Origin of the sequence: Paenibacillus hunanensis, from assembly GCF_014645615.1 — a bacterium.
GTDB lineage: Bacteria > Bacillota > Bacilli > Paenibacillales > Paenibacillaceae > Saccharibacillus > Saccharibacillus hunanensis.
In genome coordinates this window covers 247,024-261,320 of sequence record NZ_BMMB01000002.1, presented here as the reverse complement: position 1 = coordinate 261,320, position 14,297 = coordinate 247,024, and the positions used below count along the sequence as shown (strand labels likewise).

At 43.0% G+C, this 14,297-nt stretch carries 13 protein-coding genes; 8 read left to right on the top strand and 5 right to left on the bottom strand.

Going from position 1 to position 14,297, the window contains the following annotated elements:
• Window positions 1–206: 206 nt before the first annotated feature.
• The 8 genes from IEX62_RS04625 to cmr6 all read left to right on the top strand — a co-directional run bounded on the left by IEX62_RS04625 (window position 207) and on the right by cmr6 (window position 8,163).
• Entirely contained in the window at window positions 207–1,151 is a 945-nt protein-coding gene (locus IEX62_RS04625; RefSeq protein ID WP_188774580.1) for an aldo/keto reductase family protein, read from the top strand.
• A 221-nt stretch (window positions 1,152–1,372) separates the two neighbouring features.
• Entirely contained in the window at window positions 1,373–2,254 is an 882-nt protein-coding gene (locus IEX62_RS04620; protein ID WP_188774250.1) for a DUF6602 domain-containing protein, read from the top strand.
• A 16-nt stretch (window positions 2,255–2,270) separates the two neighbouring features.
• The gene (locus tag IEX62_RS04615) at window positions 2,271–3,215 is read left to right on the top strand and encodes an RAMP superfamily CRISPR-associated protein (RefSeq protein ID WP_188774249.1); all 945 of its coding nucleotides are present in this window, start codon (window positions 2,271–2,273) and stop codon (window positions 3,213–3,215) included.
• The gene (gene cas10 / locus IEX62_RS04610) at window positions 3,215–4,894 is read left to right on the top strand and encodes a type III-B CRISPR-associated protein Cas10/Cmr2 (RefSeq protein ID WP_188774248.1); all 1,680 of its coding nucleotides are present in this window, start codon (window positions 3,215–3,217) and stop codon (window positions 4,892–4,894) included. Before IEX62_RS04615 ends, cas10 begins: the two co-directional genes overlap by 1 nt.
• On the top strand, window positions 4,894–6,039 hold the full coding sequence (locus tag IEX62_RS04605) for a type III-B CRISPR module-associated Cmr3 family protein (RefSeq protein ID WP_188774247.1): 1,146 nt from the start codon (window positions 4,894–4,896) through the stop codon (window positions 6,037–6,039). Before cas10 ends, IEX62_RS04605 begins: the two co-directional genes overlap by 1 nt.
• Window positions 6,032–6,946, top strand: a complete 915-nt coding sequence (cmr4, locus tag IEX62_RS04600) for a type III-B CRISPR module RAMP protein Cmr4 (protein WP_188774246.1) — start codon at window positions 6,032–6,034, stop codon at window positions 6,944–6,946. The genes IEX62_RS04605 and cmr4 overlap by 8 nt, the downstream gene beginning before the upstream one ends.
• Complete coding sequence (gene cmr5 / locus IEX62_RS04595) at window positions 6,930–7,307, top strand: type III-B CRISPR module-associated protein Cmr5 (RefSeq protein ID WP_188774245.1); 378 nt, start codon at window positions 6,930–6,932, stop codon at window positions 7,305–7,307. Before cmr4 ends, cmr5 begins: the two co-directional genes overlap by 17 nt.
• A 1-nt stretch (window position 7,308) precedes the next feature.
• Entirely contained in the window at window positions 7,309–8,163 is an 855-nt protein-coding gene (gene cmr6 / locus IEX62_RS04590; protein ID WP_229685642.1) for a type III-B CRISPR module RAMP protein Cmr6, read from the top strand.
• 199 nt (window positions 8,164–8,362) lie between these two features.
• Here cmr6 and IEX62_RS04585 read toward each other — a convergent pair whose 3' ends face one another.
• The 5 genes from IEX62_RS04585 to IEX62_RS04565 all read right to left on the bottom strand — a co-directional run bounded on the left by IEX62_RS04585 (window position 8,363) and on the right by IEX62_RS04565 (window position 14,198).
• Window positions 8,363–9,343, bottom strand: a complete 981-nt coding sequence (locus tag IEX62_RS04585; RefSeq protein WP_188774243.1) for a glycoside hydrolase family 43 protein — start codon at window positions 9,341–9,343, stop codon at window positions 8,363–8,365.
• Window positions 9,344–9,480: 137 nt separating this feature from the next.
• The gene (locus IEX62_RS04580) at window positions 9,481–10,896 is read right to left on the bottom strand and encodes an arabinan endo-1,5-alpha-L-arabinosidase (RefSeq protein ID WP_188774579.1); all 1,416 of its coding nucleotides are present in this window, start codon (window positions 10,894–10,896) and stop codon (window positions 9,481–9,483) included.
• A 45-nt stretch (window positions 10,897–10,941) separates the two neighbouring features.
• Window positions 10,942–11,784 (bottom strand): carbohydrate ABC transporter permease, encoded by an 843-nt coding sequence (locus IEX62_RS04575; protein ID WP_188774242.1) that lies wholly within the window; start codon window positions 11,782–11,784, stop codon window positions 10,942–10,944.
• A gap of 26 nt (window positions 11,785–11,810) precedes the next feature.
• Window positions 11,811–12,701: a carbohydrate ABC transporter permease gene (locus IEX62_RS04570; RefSeq protein ID WP_188774241.1), complete on the bottom strand. Its 891-nt coding sequence runs from the start codon at window positions 12,699–12,701 to the stop codon at window positions 11,811–11,813.
• Between the two features lie 153 nt (window positions 12,702–12,854).
• Window positions 12,855–14,198, bottom strand: coding sequence for an ABC transporter substrate-binding protein (locus IEX62_RS04565; RefSeq protein WP_188774240.1), 1,344 nt, complete (start codon window positions 14,196–14,198; stop codon window positions 12,855–12,857).
• Window positions 14,199–14,297: the final 99 nt, after the last annotated feature.

Here is a 14,297-nt window from a genome sequence, read left to right as displayed (position 1 = left end):
TTCAGCACCATAGGCTTATATACTTATAAACACAAGCATTGCTTGCCTAATCGCCATCTACAGCACTACAATGGGGGTGGAGAGTTGTTGTAAGCGTATACCTGCTGCTGGATCAACGATTTAGAGAGTTAAAATTGCCAGGGTCAGACAGGCACATACATCTGCAACTAACTGGATTACATATATGGGAGGGAAAAGCAATGACAATGAACTACAGAAGATTAGGTGGAAGTGGACTGAAGGTAAGTGAGATCAGTCTGGGCAGCTGGCTTACATACGGAGGCTATGTCGAGCGTGAAAATGCAGTGCAATCGATTCGCCGTGCGTATGAGCTGGGCATCAACTTTTTCGATACAGCCAATGTATACGAGCGTGGCGAAGCGGAAAAGGTCGTCGGTGCTACGCTGAATGAATATCCGCGTGAATCGTATGTGCTTGCTACCAAAGTATTCGGTAATATGGGCGATGGCCCTAACGACCATGGTTTGTCTCGCAAGCATATTATGGAGCAGTGCGATGCCAGCCTGAAGCGTCTTGGACATGATTATATCGATCTGTACTATTGCCATCGCTTCTCCCCGGAAAGCCCCATCGAAGAAACGCTACGCGCGCTGGATGATCTCGTCCGTCAGGGCAAGGTGCTGTATGTAGGCGTAAGCCAGTGGACAGCGGCGCAGATGCAAGCAGTCGTCGGTGTCGCCGATCGCTACCTGCTGGATCGCATCGTCGTGAACCAGCCCGTCTATAATATGTTCAACCGTTATATTGAAGAAGAAGTGATCCCGCTAGGTGAGAAATACGGTATCGGTCAGGTTGTGTATTCGCCACTGGCGCAGGGGTTGTTGACAGGTAAATATATATCCACTACGGATATCCCAGCCGATAGCCGCGCCGCTAAGCTGGGCTGGGATGATAAGCGCATTACGGAAGCACGGTTGGAGCAGGTACGCCAGCTGCAATCGATTGCCGATGAAGCAGGCATCTCACTGACACACCTAGCTCTGGCATGGATTTTGCGTCAGGATAATGTATCCAGTGCGCTCGTTGGCGCGAGCCGTCCAGAGCAGGTGGAGCAGAATGCCGGGGCGTCAGGGATGAAGCTGAGTAGTGATGTGGTGGATGCGGTGGAGAAGGTGTTGAGCGGGGAGTAAAGAGCTTGACATTGACTAAAACTCAAAATAATTAGTTCAAGACCTTGAGATGATCATCTCAAGGTCTTCTTTTTTATTTGATATTGAAACTTCTGTTTTAGTTACATTCATGAAATGTTTGTAGACTCAAATACCTTTAGAGTTGTATAGTGTGAATCAGGTACTAAATAATCAATTTTATGATAAAAAAGTATTATTTACATATAAAAGGAGGATATTGTATGTCGGAGGTAAATAAGAACAAGAAATTAGAACCAGATATGCGAACTATCAATGAAATTATTGATAATTATGTGGAAATGGAAAGCTCTCAAGTAAGCCAATTACTTTTTAAATTTAAACCACATGGCACAACTATTGGTGGGTTTAGAGAAGATATTTGGTCAGAATTATTTACTCAAATTGTTCCTAAAAAATTTGTGGTAGAACAGTCGGTGTTTATTATTGACTCCAAAGGACATGTTTCTCCAGAAGTGGATTTGGCTATTTTGGATGAGATGTACACACCGTATATTTTCCGTAAAGGTAGACTGAAATTTATTCCTATTGAAGCTGTCGCTGTGGCTATAGAATGCAAGAGTTTATCTGCAAGCTATGGATCTTTAGAAACTTGGACGAGTACCATTAAGAATATGGAAACTTCTCGTCAATCGATTGCTAGAATAAACGGTAATATAGTAACTGGAGATACGGGTGATGTACCGCAGACCCAAACCTCTACACGGCCGATTCTGATTTATTGTTGTCTTGGAGATGCGCACAACACAAACATGAATCTATTTGATTTTACATTACAGGTAGACTTAGAAAGTAAAAAAATTAAGATTCATCGCAATGAAGGAATAGATAAATTACGTGAATGGTATTACGCTCTCAATCATAATGACACTACAGTTGATGAAAGCTTAAAACACGATCCGAAGTCTAAATTAGACGCTTCAATTGATGATTATCAAGTCAAAAGAATTATTAACAATGAAGAAACTGAAGTTTCTTTACTATCCTTTACTTTTCAGCTAAATCAATTGCTTATGCTTATTAATAATCCAATGTGGTTTCCACACAAAGCTTATGTAGATCTGTTTAACAAAACCAATTCCTAACGTCTGGAGGTGTCTTATGGAGAAGCTCGTAATGAAGGGTGATATTATTACTCCAATGTTCAGTGCTGGTGGAAATAATAGAAAAGCAGAGTTTCGTCTATCTGAACTAAAAGCATTGATGCGTTCTACCTTTAGAATAGCTAGCCATATCGTCGAAACAAAAGAGTTATATAAAAAAGAGTCTCAATTATTCGGCGATGCTGAGCATCATGCTTCTCCAATTCGTTTGCAGGTAACTGAAACCAATTGGAATGTGCAAAAAAAACCGATGCTACTGCATAAAACAGATACACGAGATAGTATGATGGAATGTCTAGAGGTAGGTGGGACTTATCGTATTGTACTTCGCAAAATTTTAAATCAAGGTGAATCGATAGCTTTTTACCAAAATTGGTTAATTCTTTCTTCCATACTTGGCGGACTCGGAAAGCGCAGTCGTAGAGCAAGGGGCTGTATTACACTAGCTACAGAGATGGAACCCAAACTGCATTTAACGAAAGAAACATTATTACCCTGGATTGTGGAACAATTGAATTCGTTAAATACTTCAACAGCTTCTTTAGAAAATCTGCCTTCGCCTTACATCATTCAAAATGGAAAAATTAGAATCAACTCTAACTCTCAAATCATTACGATTTGGAAGAAGCATAAAAGACCTGTTATTGAACAGATTTACTTAGGGAAACCAATAATCAATATTCAATCATATTTGCGAAATGTAGATGAAGCATCGCATAAGATCAAAAAATTCTATATCCTGCCCCAAGGCGAATCTTTTGCAACAGGACATGTAAATAAAGGGAAATTTGCATCTTCTTTAATTATCAGTGTCACCCGAACGAGTGACGGTATATTGATTCCAGTATATACATTTGTAAAAGCAGTAGATCGCAATAGAATACTGGATGAAGAACATGAGGAACGCAACCAAATGATCTCCTATATTGAGGAGGCACCATAATGGACACTACTTTATTTTTGTTTGCAATTGGTCCAGTTAAACCTTTCATTGAGAATTCTAGGAAGGCAAGAGATCTATATGCTGGAAGCTACCTATTATCTTATTTAATGAAAGAAGTCATCAAAGAGCTACATAATCGTGATGCACGTCTTAAAATTGTATTTCCTCTTGAAGCGCAAAGCAATGTTCCCAATCGTTTAATTGCGCAAGTTGATCAGTACAGTCAAACAGAGAAGGAACAGCTTGGGCAACAAATAAGCAAGTTTGTACAACAGCGATTCGTAGACATATGTAGGAACGTGTTCTCGGCAAGTAATGTGTCTCCCAACCCAATGGCTATGCAACAAATCGAACATTTTCTTGAAGTGTACTGGGTATTTGAGCAGCAACCGACTTATGAACTTGCATATAAATATATCAATGCCAGCTTGAATAACATTAAAAGGCTTCGTTATTTTAAGCAAATGAACGAGCCAGTTGGGCGTAAATGTGACCTGTACCCTGAATATAATGCAATCATTGTAAAACGTAGAGCGAATGGCATGCTGCCTTCTTTCGTAGATGCGAGCAGCGCAATTGATGTGACGAATATAGGTACTTGCAAATATGCACTCAAACTAGGAGAGGGATTATCAGCTATTGCTTTTGTTAAACGAATGCTACATCTTCTCCACGTAAAAGAATTGCCTGATTACAAATTAAATATTAGTTCTGTGGCTTATATGTTATTAAAAAATAGTTTGGGCGAGGAAAAGTATAACGAGTTACCTTTGTTGCAAAATGAAGCGTCTGAAGCTTTATTCGATTTACAAAATGGACAGCAATTATCTACAGATGAATATAGCCTTGAACACATTCGAATTTCACAAGCCTTAAATCAGCAGATTAGTCTAAGTTCGGTTAGAACCAGTCCATATTATGCAATTGTGAAGTTTGATGGAGATGGTATGGGGCAAGTGTATAACGATTACGCCGACCAGCAGATACAGGAGAAATTAAGTAAGGAGACCAGTCAATTCTCTAATGAAGTTAGAAGAATTATAGTCGAGCAAGGCGGCATTTGTATTTATGCAGGTGGGGAAGATTTTTTAGGTTTTCTTCCTCTAGATAAACTATTCCAAACCATGTATGAGCTTAGACAAGATTTTCTTGCCAATGTTAAAGCGCCTGTCTCGTATGGTAAACCGTTAACCTTTTCAGCAGGTATTGTGATTGCACATTTGATGCAACCCCTTAATAGGATACTTGCCAAAACAGGTGACATGGAGAAACGAGCAAAAGAATCATTTGCTGACAAAAACGCATTTGCGATTGGATTGGTAAAGCGGAGCGGAGATCAGCTGGTTTTCCAATCTAGCTTCGGAAATGATGGAAAAATCCTACTACTTATAAACCAGGTTATTGTCTCCTTAGCTCAAAAAGAATATTCTAAATCCTTTGTTTATAATTTGAATCAAACATTAACCAGACTGGGATCAGTGAAAAGTGACAATAAACAACGAATCATTCAGGTTTTGATTGAACAAGCCCTGCAACAAAGCACATCATTGCTTACTAAGGATGAGTTTAACCAACAATCTAGCATGTTATATCAATTATATTTAGATTTTGAGAGTGATATTGAGAGGTTTCAGTCCTTTTTGCAGTTTGTAGCTTTTGTTTCAAGGGAGGTAAACTGATGTTTTATAAAATCGATGCCATAGATACTCTTTTTTTTAGAAATGCCTCTCCATTTGATGCTGAACTTAGTCAGAGTGCTGTAAGTCTATTTCCTCCTTTTCCATCCGTATATGCAGGAGCATTAAGGTATGCAGATACATCGGATCATCCCGATAAGACAGTGATTAGTAGAAAATTAAAAATAGGGTTTAATGGAATTATGGTAGATGGAAGGATTATGTTACCTAGACCATTAGATACCATCGTATTACCAACTAATGAAATTCAGATCATGCCACTTATAACTGCTCCAATAGGTAGTTACTCACTTCCATTTGTATTGTCTGGAGAAGGACTAGGAAAAGGTAAAGAGCCAGAACTGAAAGGTGGCGGTTACCTGGATGAGGGTGGGATTAATCAGTATTTGCAGAGCAATCTAGGAAATATACCGTGTACGTCATTAGCGAGACTTATAGATCGTGAGAGGCATGTGGGTATACAAATAGATTCAGCTACAGGAGCTACACAAGCTGGCTTATGGTATGCCATTGAGAAGGTACGTCCAATCAGCCTAAATCAAAAGAAGCAGGGAAGTCTCCAAGAGCAGAAGTGTAGTCTGGTTGTAGAAGCAGATGGTATAGCTATCACGACTCCGAGTGTGATTAGACTTGGTGGAGAAGCGAAAGCAGCAAGTATTAACGTATTAGGAACTACGCCTGCGATTAGAACAATATCTTCCACTAAAAAATATTTTAAGTTGTATTTAGCGACACCTTCTATATTCAAGCATGGCTGGATTCCGTGGTGGATTGATCCTGATTCCAAAGAAGGTGTATTTGCGTACAAAAAGCGTCGAATTCGAGTTCGACTTATCAGTGCGGCTGTAGGTCGTCATATTGCTATTGGTGGATTTGCTTTTGAGCAACGTAAACCTAAAGAAATGCGTTATGCCGTTCCAGCCGGAAGCGTCTACTTTTTTGAAATTCTTGAAGGAGAATTTGATGATGCTGTTAAGTTGTTTCATCAGAAATGTATTAGTGACTATCGAGAAGGATATGGTTTTGTATATGAAAATTGGAATCGCATGAGATATTGTGACAGAGGTTTGGGATACAGTTTGATAGGGGCAATTGGAGCAAACCAAGGGGGACATATGGATGTATAAACAATCAAGCGCGTTATTTTTTCAAGTTTTAACCTCTATGCATGCCGGCGGAGATAGTCAGTTAGGTGTAGTCGACTTACCGATTCAACGAGAAGGACATACACGTTTTCCAAAAGTTGAAGCTTCTAGTCTCAAAGGAAGCATACGGCGTGCAGTTGGACAGCATGCAGAGCAATCAGAAGTGGCACGCTTTTTTGGTCCAACCGATCAAGGAGAACTTTATGCTTCTGCGCTTTCATTTTCAGATGCACGCTTATTATTTTTTCCAGTACGTTCGGTAAAAGGGGTATTTGCATGGGTTACCTGTCCATTTGTACTACAGCGCTTTATTGATGATATGAAGCTAGTTCATATTAATGATCTGGTTCTGCCGGATCTGGAGAACAGTATTCCGTTAGTAACTAATTCACCCAGTCGTATTGTGAGTGATAATAAAGTTATGCTAGAAGAATATGTTTTTGATGTGAATACAGATACCAGTGGTGTATTCTCTACATTTATTCAGCAATTGATATCTAAATTGCCTGCTAGTGAGCTTATAAAGCGTCATTTAGAGAGTCATGCCATCATCGTATCGGATGATGACTTTGCTGATTTTGTGCAACTGTCTACAGAGATCATAACGCGTATTCGAATCAACGACGAAACCGGAACTGTTGATGGGAATGGATTATTTAATGAAGAGTATTTGCCATCAGAAAGTATTTTATATAGTTTAGTATTCGTTTCAGATGAACATAAAGCGACATCAGCCCAATACCAGGCAGAAAAAGCAGAAAATATTAATGTGATCATCGAAAAATGGATTCCAGAGACAATGCAAATTGGAGCGAATCTTACATTGGGTAAAGGATTTGTTGCTGTAAAAATGGAGAGAGGAGGTAGCGGACATGATAAAGCAGATTGAGAATGGTAGAGCAGCATATGCTTATGAGCAAGTGAAAAATTTTTGTGTTAAGCCTCAATCTGTTCAAAAAGAATATCGTTCACTGGTACGTTCGCTCCCATCCATGATTCAAACGAACGGTTATGCTGCCGTTATTGCGTTTTTGTATGCTAAAAAAAATGGAAGTGTTGCTCATGAAGCCATTTACAGGACGATTGATGAATGGATGCAAAAGCAGGGGATTTTGAGTAGTGGCAATCATGAGCTTATAGAGGCGATTACTCAGCAAACTCGTGACGGATACAAGCGTATGACATGGGAAACCATGAGTCTGCTAGACTGGATTAAGCGGTTTGCAGAGGGGATGATTGAAGTTGAATAAAATGAACAATCGGAAAAATGATCCAAAGCCTAAAGATTTTTTACCAATAGATGCTGTGGAGTTTCTAAAGAAAAGTGGCGGATGTGAGAACGACTATTTATCTTTTCATCGTTTTGGAAATTATGCGATAAAAGAGCGTAAAGATAAAAAAGTGATATCAGTCTCACCTCGGTTATCTTTTCTTAATGATAAGAAGAATGACGAATTCTCAAAGTTAACTTTACAATCTATTCATTCTAGACAGCAATTGATTATGAATGATCTCCCTGATTATTTGAAATTTAAATATAAAGTAGATGGAAGGCTCTTACTTGGTGTTGGCGGAGGTACTCCATATACAACTATAAGTCCAATGAAGCTTCATCCTTTGTATGGTATTCCGTATATACCTGCAAGTTCTTTAAAAGGAGTAGTTCACCATTGTTGGCTGCATGAGCATACAGCTGAAATGTTAGATGAGCAACAGCGGATATCAGTAAAGAATGATCTGGATTTGTGTTTTGGAAAGGGTAGCGATGAGGAGCAAAGTGCTTCTGGAAAGTTGATTTTTTTAGATGCATATCCTGTCGGGAAATATAATATCGTCAATGATGTCATGACACCGCATTATAAAGAGTACTACAATTCAAAGGGTATGAAAGCACCCCTGGATAATGATTCTCCTAATATTATTTCTATTCCAGCTATTGAGAATACCGAATTTATGATCTATATCGGTTTGAATTTTAAAAAGAACGAATTGCGTGCTGAACTGCGTAAACAAATTATACAGACTGTGATAAGTACAATCGAAGATTATGGTATCGGTGCTAAGACGGCTATTGGTTACGGATTAGGCAGAGCTACTATTATGTAAAAGAATAGTCAATGAAATCAACATATATAATATTGATCGTGCATAATTAGCACTGTATTCCGCACTGCCCTTAATGACGAAAAGAAGCTTAAAGGAACTAACCTTTAGGCTTCTTCTCATTGAGATAATGAAAGTGATGGATTTTGTAAAAATCAACTATAGCCTGTACTTATAAACTAAGTGGGCTTGATAACTGTAACTATCCTTTCACTTCTACATCAGCACGTCCATCCGGCAACGGCACCCCAAACTCCGGCGTTCCATCTGCCTTCCACTGCACCACCTGCGCACGCGCATGACGGTTCGGGTCATACAGCGGATCGCCTACAATCTCCTTATAATTCCGGGCATGGTATACGATAATATCCGTCTCGCCATCCGGTGATACGGTAAAGCTGTTATGTCCTGGGCCGTATTGTCCATTCTCTTCATTCGTCTGGAATACGGGCTTTTCCGACTTTGTCCAGCTTGCTGGATCAAGCAGATTAGCATTCTCATCCGCAGTCAGCAGACCCATGCAATAATTATAGTCTGTTGCACTGGCAGAGTAGCTGATAAATAAGCGACCGTTGCGATGCAGTACAGCAGGGCCTTCGTTTACCTTGAAGCCGATAATCTCCCAATCGTATTCTGGTGTCGAGATCATGACCTGTTCGCCGCGCAGTGTCCAAGGATTTTCCATTTCGGCGATATACAGATTAGAATTGCCTACGATATCCGGGTCTTTTTGCGCCCAGACGAGGTAGCGGATACCTTTGTGCTCGAAGGTGGTAGCATCCAGTGCGAAGGTTTCCCATTTGGTACGAATCTGTCCTTTTTCTACCCATGTGCCTTCCAATGGATTGGCAGATTCATTTTCTAATACATACATACGATGATCGAACAGGCCGTCGTTTGTCTCGGCTGTACGTGCAGCAGCATAGTGAATGTACCATTTGCCATCGATATAGTGAATTTCGGGTGCCCAGATGTTGGCGCGATTAGCTGGCTTTCTCCATGCGACTACAGGTGTAGCCTCGCGAAGCTCTTCCAACGTTTGTGCACGGCGAATTTCGATCAGGTCGAATTCGGGAACGGAAGCGGAGAAGTAGTAGTAGCCGTCCGTGTGGCGGTATACCCACGGATCTGCGCGTTGCTCCAGAATAGGGTTATTGAAGGTAATGGAAGTTGCGTTGGTCATGAGAGTAGTCCCCTTTCAAAGTGGATGAATTATAGTTGTTTCTGTGTACCGCTTTACCAGGTATTTCATTATGAGAACTATTCCATAGGAACAGCACCACAAGCATGAGTAATTGCGAATATTGCCTATTTGCAGTCCTATTTACGAGCAGCCTGAATTTGCTTGCCCCATACTGCAATACCATGGTCGCTCATGCCTGTCATCACCAGCGCTGGCTGCTCGCGTTCCCAATCCCAGGCAGGTAACAGCTTCATTTCTTCGGTGGATGCACCGCCCCACGGACTTTCTGTCCATGTCAGTGTCAGCGTTTGTTTACCGTCAAATGTCCAGGTGCCAGCGCCTTGCTCTGCTTCGATCTTACCCTTGTCGGTGAGCGTGTACGGTAGCGCCTGTACCTGTCCATCGACAGACGGGTCCATCGCCATGCCTTCCCATGTACCGGCTAGCATGGATGCAAGGATGTTTTGCTCCTGTTCGCCGGCATAGCGTTCAGGTGAAACGACCGGCCAGCCGCCACTCGTCCAGAGCATTTTGCGTACATGCAGATACGGCCAGTGCTTATCGGTTTCACCGCGAGCATGATGGACGATGTAATAGTCTTCGCCATCCTCCAGCACGGAATTATGGCCTGGTGCGACCCAGCCTTCTCCCTCGGAGAATCGATAGCCACCGATTAGCTTCGTACCGACCTCGTATTGTGGCAAATGATCAGTGTCGAGTAAGTCTCTGCCATTGGCATCGGTGTAGGGGCCTGTAATGGAATCTGAACGCCCGACGCGCACATTGTAATCCTCAAATAGTGAATCATAGGAGACGAACAGGTAATACTTTTTAAATGTCGGATTATAAACGATATAAGGGCCTTCTACTGCACCATCTGCGGTGGCGCGATCTCTAGCGGCAATCCGTGTACCGTAGCCGTTTTCCTTGAACTTGCCTGTGTCTGGATCAAGCTCAGCGATATAGATTCCATCGAAGAATGAGCCATATACCATCCACATTTTACCGTCCGCATCGACAATTGGATTGGCGTCGATCGCATTGAGACGATCTTTTTCTTGAGCTGCGGTTTTGACAACGATGCCTTCATCTGTCCATGGGCCTTCGGGTGAGGTGGACGTTTGTAAGCCGATAGCCGACTGTGTACTGCCAAAGCTGGAAGCGGAATAATACATTCGATATGTATCGCCAACCTTGGTCACATCCGGTGCCCAGAGATTGGTGGCACCTGTCCAGTCGCGTGCTTCCTGCGGAATGCCCGGTAGTGCCTGACCGACCCATGTCCAGTTGATCAGGTCGGTCGATTTGCGTACCATGACGCCAGGCTTTGGTTCGCCAGCAACACGCACATCGGTGGAATAGACGTAGTAGCCCAGATCGGTTTTGATAATCGCTGGATCATGGGCATTGTTCACTGTCCATTCCGATTCGTCATTCAGAATGGACGTGTCGTATAGCTTTGTATCCTTAGGAGCTTCGGGAAATGTAGGCGGTGGCGTTGATTCTTCTTCTCCGCCACAACCGGTTGCACCGACTACGAATAACAGCATCAAAGCCGCCACACTTTTGTATGATTTCACACCCATCTTCCTTTCCCGTTATCCTTTTACGCCAGAGATCGCAACCGACTCAATAATTTGCTTTTGGAAAATAAGGAATACGATCAGCACCGGCAGTAGTGCGACGATCGATGCTGCCATAATGAGTGGATAATCGGTCTGGATTGCATAGGTCGCGTTAAAATTGGCAATCACGAGCTGTAGTGTCTGATTTTCCGGCGAGTTCAGATAAATGATCGGCGCCAGATAATCGTTCCAGATGCCCATGAACCAGAGGATCAATTGCGCCGCTACCGCAGGCTTGATCAGTGGGAAGGTGATGCTGGAATACAGACGGAAGTAGGAGCTACCGTCGATTTTGGCGGCTTCGATGATCGCATCCGGTACGCTCAGCAGATACTGACGCAGGAAGAAGATCATGAACACATTACCGAACAAACCCGGTATGATCAGCGGTAACAGCGTATCCACCCAGCCCAGCTTCGAGAACATCATGAACTGTGGAATCATTAGCGTTGGATACGGAATCATGATCGACGTGAGCAAAGCGAGAAAGAGCTTGCCCTTGTGCGGGAATCTGAGCTTTGCAAAAGCAAAGGCAGCGATACTGGATGTGAATGTACCGATAACCGTAACACTGACCGCTACGATCAGACTGTTCTGAATACCGCTCAGCAGAGGCCCGGCTTCCCAGATTGCTGTATAATTGCTAAATTGGAATACTTCAGGAATCCAGATGGGCGGTAGAGCGAATACATCCTGCTTCTCCTTGAGAGAGGTGGATAGCATCCAGAGAAGCGGTGCGATCATCGCCACCGCGCCGATCAAAAGCACGATAAATATGATTGAATTCGTTAATTTTCGTTTTTGACTGTAAGACATGCTGGGTTTGCTCCTTTCCTGGTTCATCAATCTCCATCGTAGGCCGAACGTTCATTCATTTTGAATTGCACCAGAGTAATGATAAAGATGAAGATACCAAGAATCATCGCCATTGCGGAGGCATAGCCCATTTGCAGGTTACCAAATGCCTTTTGCCAGATATAGAAGACAATCGATGCCGAAGAATACTCGGGACCGCCCGTAGGTGTCATAATGTTCATCTCGGTAAAAATCTGAGAGCCGCCAATGATGTTCGTGACGACGAGGAAGAAGGTAACTGGCTGTACCATCGGCCAGGTGATATTGCGGAAAATCTGCCAGCCATTCGCACCGTCCAGCTCTGCCGCTTCATAATAGGTGCGCGAGATGCTTTGCAGTGCTGCCAGATAGAGCAGCATCGTATAGCCCAGACCTTTCCAGACGGTCATGATGATCAGCGCAGGCTTAACGGTGTCTTTATTCGCAAGCCAGTTCGGGCCTTCAATGCCAAACAATGCTAGAAATTGATTGACCAGTCCATAGTCTCCGTTATATGCCCAGTTCCACATGATGGATACGGCAGCAAGCGAGGAGATGACCGGTATGTAGTAAATGACGCGAAATGTCGTCGTACCCGGAATTTTCCGATTCAGACCAAGCGCCAGCAGCAGTGCGAGCAGCAAGCCGATCGGGATGCCAAGCATCAGGAAAAAGGTGTTAAACATCGCTTTGTAAAACAGATCGTCAGTCAGCAGATCCTTATAGTTGTCCAGACCGATAAAGTTCATCTGACCGAGTCCATCCCAATCGGTAAATGAGCCGTAGAGAGAGTAGAGGAACGGGAACAGGACAAAGATCAGAAAGCCGATCAACGGAGGTAAAATAAACAAATATCCATAAATCATTTCCTTACGATACAAACTGGATTTGATATTCATGACGGTCACCCCTGTTTCTAGTATGAGCAGGTGGGATGTATGGAACTTTCCAATGCTCGTGTGGACGATGGCAAAATAGGTGCCAGCAGCACATGTACAGGCTGCTGGCATTACCTTTCGTGCTACTTGTTCATGTGCTCTTGCTACGTAAAACTACTTTTTCGAACGATTTTCCTGTTCTACTGCTTTATCGAGCAGCTTTTGCATCTTCGGCTGTTGCTGCTTCACATAGTCTGCCGCTGTCATTTTACCGTCCAGTACAGGCTGGATATCAGTAAAGAATAGATCGTACCACTCGGAGTTGTACGTGTAGTTAGCTGGAAGCGCACGACCATAATCGTCGATAATATTGATGAATTCTTGCTTATTAGCTGGCTTGGTGGACTTGTCGCTTGCCCATGTTTTCGCCATATCGAGCAGGTTTGGAATTTGTACCTTTGCATCTACCAGCTGCTGCATACCTTCTTTGGAAGCGGTCAGGTAGTTGACCAGTTCGGCTGCTTCTTTTGGATATTTGGTTTTGGCAGATACACCGATACCAAGTGAACCGATCCAGGTTGCTGGTTTGCCAGTGGAGCCTACTGGATATGGAATCAGGTCATAGTCGAATGGCAGCTTTTCAAATGTACTCATATCCCACGGGCCAACAGGGAAGAATGCCATCTCACCCTTCATCCAGCGCTGATACGTATCCAGTGTTTGTGCTTCTTCAATCGAAGGCGTGATTTTATACTTGTTCTGCATATCCGCAAAAAATTGCAGCGCTTCGGCGAACTTCGGATCGTCGATCGTTACTTTTGTTTTGCTAGCATCAAGCCAGTCTGCACCATTACTCCAGACAAAGGCTTGCAGTGCCCACTGTACGTTAAAGCCTGTACCGAATACATCCGGTTTACCGTCTCCGTTCGTATCCTTCGTTACCTGCTGGTTCACTTTCACGAACTCTTCCCAGGTGTACGGCTTTTTCGGGTCTGGTAACGGAATGCCCGCTTTTTCAAGCAGTGTTTTGTTGTAGCCAAGTGCGAATGGCCCCAGATCCTTTGGCATGCCGTAAATGTCGCCTTTACCTGCCATCTGACCATCATAGCGGTACAGATCGACGCCATATTTCCAGATATTCTTGAGGTCGACGTCCTTATTGTTCTCTACATATGGAGTCAGATTCATCAGCACATTGCTGTTCACATATGCCTTCAGATCCCCTGGTCCAAAGTAAAATACGTCAGGCATACTGTTACCGGTGATCGCTGCTCTGATTTTAGTTGCATACTGATCAGCAGCGGTTACGATGATTTTGACCTTCACATCAGGGTGCTTTTCTTCGAACTTTTTCACAACAGCTTGATAGGCCTTTTGCTCATCTGTTCCACCGCGGAACATAAAGGTTAGCTCTTTTTTGCCACTGCTGGAGCCGCTATTGCCACCACAGCCTGCCAGTACAAGGGCGCTTACGAGCATAAGTAGCATACTCGTCACCCAGAATTTTTTCGTAAACATAACGATACCTCCTGATCCGTATATGTAACCGTATACAAAATAGTAAAAGATTGAGGAACAACAGATGCTTGCTTTTGAGCGTACAGGGATCAACATCAG

What these genes read in the sequence shown, in the direction of transcription:
- IEX62_RS04570 (WP_188774241.1), bottom strand. Translation starts at nt 12,701, where the DNA reads ATGAATATCAAATCCAGTTTGTATCGTAAGGAAATGATTTATGGATAT.
- IEX62_RS04585 (WP_188774243.1), bottom strand. Translation starts at nt 9,343, where the DNA reads ATGACCAACGCAACTTCCATTACCTTCAATAACCCTATTCTGGAGCAA.
- cmr5 (WP_188774245.1), top strand. Translation starts at nt 6,930, where the DNA reads ATGATAAAGCAGATTGAGAATGGTAGAGCAGCATATGCTTATGAGCAA.
- cmr6 (WP_229685642.1), top strand. Translation starts at nt 7,309, where the DNA reads ATGAACAATCGGAAAAATGATCCAAAGCCTAAAGATTTTTTACCAATA.
- IEX62_RS04605 (WP_188774247.1), top strand. Translation starts at nt 4,894, where the DNA reads ATGTTTTATAAAATCGATGCCATAGATACTCTTTTTTTTAGAAATGCC.
- cas10 (WP_188774248.1), top strand. Translation starts at nt 3,215, where the DNA reads ATGGACACTACTTTATTTTTGTTTGCAATTGGTCCAGTTAAACCTTTC.
- cmr4 (WP_188774246.1), top strand. Translation starts at nt 6,032, where the DNA reads ATGTATAAACAATCAAGCGCGTTATTTTTTCAAGTTTTAACCTCTATG.
- IEX62_RS04615 (WP_188774249.1), top strand. Translation starts at nt 2,271, where the DNA reads ATGGAGAAGCTCGTAATGAAGGGTGATATTATTACTCCAATGTTCAGT.
- IEX62_RS04620 (WP_188774250.1), top strand. Translation starts at nt 1,373, where the DNA reads ATGTCGGAGGTAAATAAGAACAAGAAATTAGAACCAGATATGCGAACT.
- IEX62_RS04575 (WP_188774242.1), bottom strand. Translation starts at nt 11,784, where the DNA reads ATGTCTTACAGTCAAAAACGAAAATTAACGAATTCAATCATATTTATC.
- IEX62_RS04625 (WP_188774580.1), top strand. Translation starts at nt 207, where the DNA reads ATGAACTACAGAAGATTAGGTGGAAGTGGACTGAAGGTAAGTGAGATC.
- IEX62_RS04565 (WP_188774240.1), bottom strand. Translation starts at nt 14,198, where the DNA reads ATGTTTACGAAAAAATTCTGGGTGACGAGTATGCTACTTATGCTCGTA.